The sequence below is a fragment of the Nocardioides sp. CPCC 206348 genome, from assembly GCF_048654705.1.
GTDB lineage: Bacteria > Actinomycetota > Actinomycetes > Propionibacteriales > Nocardioidaceae > Nocardioides.
The window spans coordinates 1-1,739 of record NZ_JBMCZA010000151.1 but is presented as its reverse complement, the minus strand read 5'-3'; the positions used below and the strand labels follow the sequence as shown (position 1 = coordinate 1,739).

Genomic DNA, 1,739 nt, shown 5'->3' with positions numbered 1-1,739 from the left:
TCCTAGCCTCGGAGCATGAGCTCGAAGCACCGGCTGCTCGTCGTCGAGGACGACGCGGTCATCAACCAGGCACTGTCGGACCGGCTCGAGGCCGAGGGGTACGACGTCGTCCGGGCCTGGGACGGCCCGGGCGCCGTGGCGGCCTTCGCCGAGCACGAGCCCGACCTGGTGGTGCTCGACGTCATGCTCCCCGGGTACGACGGCCACGAGGTGTGCCGCCGGATCCAGGCCGAACGCCCGGTGCCGGTGATCATGCTGACCGCGCGTGCGGAGGAGTCCGACGTGCTGGTGGGCCTCGGGGTCGGGGCAGACGACTACCTGACGAAGCCGTTCCGGATGCGCGAGCTGGTCGCGCGGATCGGTGCTCTCCTGCGTCGCGTCGAGCGCGCGGCCGAGCTGGTCGGACGGCGTCCCCTCCTCCTCGGCGCGCTCCGCGTCGATCCGGCAGCCCGGCGCGTGTGGCGCGACGACGACGAGGTCCACCTGACGCCGACGGAGTTCGACCTCCTGGTCTGCCTGGCGGCCAGCCCGGGGGCGGTGGTCACCCGCGACAAGCTGATGGCCGAGGTCTGGGGGTGGCCCGGGGCCTCCGGCACGCGCACCGTCGACAGCCACGTGAAGGGACTGCGGGCCAAGGTCGGCGCCGATCTCGTGCGCACCGTCCACGGCGTCGGCTACGCCCTCGAGACCGGGACCTGATCGTGACCACGCAGCCGCTCGCCCCGATCGCATCGCTCAAGGTCAAGCTCGGCCTGCTGGTCGCGGTGAGCGCCACCGTGGCCGCCGTGATCGCCAGCCTGGGGCGCACCGCCGGCGTCTCGGCATGGCTCAGCGTCCCGGTCACCGTCGTGCTCGCGCTCGCCGTCACCCAGCTGCTCGCCGTCGGGATGACGTCACCGTTGCGCCAGATGACCACCGCGGCGGGACGGATGGCGACCGGCGACTACGCGGTCCGGGTCGACGACGGGTCGAGCGACGAGGTCGGCCGGCTCGCGCGCGCCTTCAACACCATGGCCCGCGACCTCGCCGACGTCGACCGGCAGCGCCGCGAGCTGGTCGCCAACGTCTCCCACGAGCTCCGCACGCCGCTGGCCGGACTGATCGCGCTGCTCGACAACCTCGTCGACGGCATCGCACCCCGCGACCCCGCGTCGCTGGAAGCCGCACTGCGACAGGCGGAGCGGATGAGCAACCTGGTCGAGGACCTGCTCGACCTCGCCCGCGTCGACGCCGGCCAGGCACCCCTCAGCCCGGAGCCGGTCGACGTGTCCGCGCTGCTCGCCGACGCCACCGCGGAGGCCCGGGTCCTCGGTCGTGCCGTCGAGTACGACGTCGACGTCTCCGAGGACCTGACGGTGCTCGCCGACCCGGCGCGACTGGGCCAGCTGGTCGCGAACCTGCTCGACAACGCGTCGCGGCACAGCCCCGCCGGGGGCACCGTCCGGGTGGTCGCCGCACGGCACGGCGACCGGGTGCGCCTGGAGGTGCACGACCAGGGACCGGGGCTCGCCGCCGCCGACCGGGACCGGGTCTTCGAACCGTTCGGCACCCTCCGGGACACCGAGGGCGGTGGCGGCACCGGACTCGGCCTCGCCATCGCCCGCTGGGTGACCGACCTGCACGGCGGACGCATCCGGTTCGTCGACCCCGAGGACGGCGTCGGCGCCCGGGTCCAGGTGGAGCTGCCGCTGACGCCGCCCGACCGGCCCCGCGCCGACGTACTCCCCTCGCCCGCCCCA

Annotated in this window: 2 protein-coding genes; both read left to right on the top strand. The window is 74.3% G+C overall.

What is annotated here, in order from left to right; translation table 11 throughout:
• Positions 1-15 precede the first annotated feature (15 nt).
• On the top strand, positions 16-699 hold the full coding sequence (locus tag ACOADB_RS10660; protein WP_378598023.1) for a response regulator: 684 nt from the start codon (positions 16-18) through the stop codon (positions 697-699).
• Positions 700-701: 2 nt separating this feature from the next.
• Positions 702-1,739: HAMP domain-containing sensor histidine kinase (locus ACOADB_RS10655; protein WP_378598021.1), on the top strand; the 1,038-nt coding region annotated here is incomplete at its 3' end.

Bases quoted from the DNA above. Each gene is read 5' to 3' on its own strand.
- ACOADB_RS10660 (WP_378598023.1), top strand. From the start codon at position 16: ATGAGCTCGAAGCACCGGCTGCTCGTCGTCGAGGACGACGCGGTCATC.